The organism is Granulicatella sp. WM01, assembly GCF_004570605.1.
Classification (GTDB): Bacteria; Bacillota; Bacilli; order Lactobacillales; family Aerococcaceae; genus WM01.
Genome location: NZ_SPPB01000216.1, coordinates 1 through 207 on the forward strand (window position 1 = coordinate 1; position 207 = coordinate 207).

Sequence of the window (207 nt, forward strand, 5' to 3'; positions counted from 1 at the left end):
CAATAAAAGTTTTAGTAGATTCAGGTAGACTATGCTTTGGCGAGCGTTTTTTATTTTTATGAGAAAAAGCTGACTTACCCAATTGAACATAATTGTTAAGTAGTCGGTTAATTTGTCTTAATGATAATGTTAATTCAACACAGGCACGTTGTTTTGTTTTTTTGCCATGATGAACGGCTTTGATGACGTTATATTTTTTTATTTCAT

Annotated in this window: 1 pseudogene; it reads right to left on the reverse strand. The window is 30.4% G+C overall.

What is annotated here, in order from left to right:
* Positions 1–207, reverse strand: a pseudogene (locus tag E4T68_RS09485) (ISNCY family transposase); the annotation flags it as partial.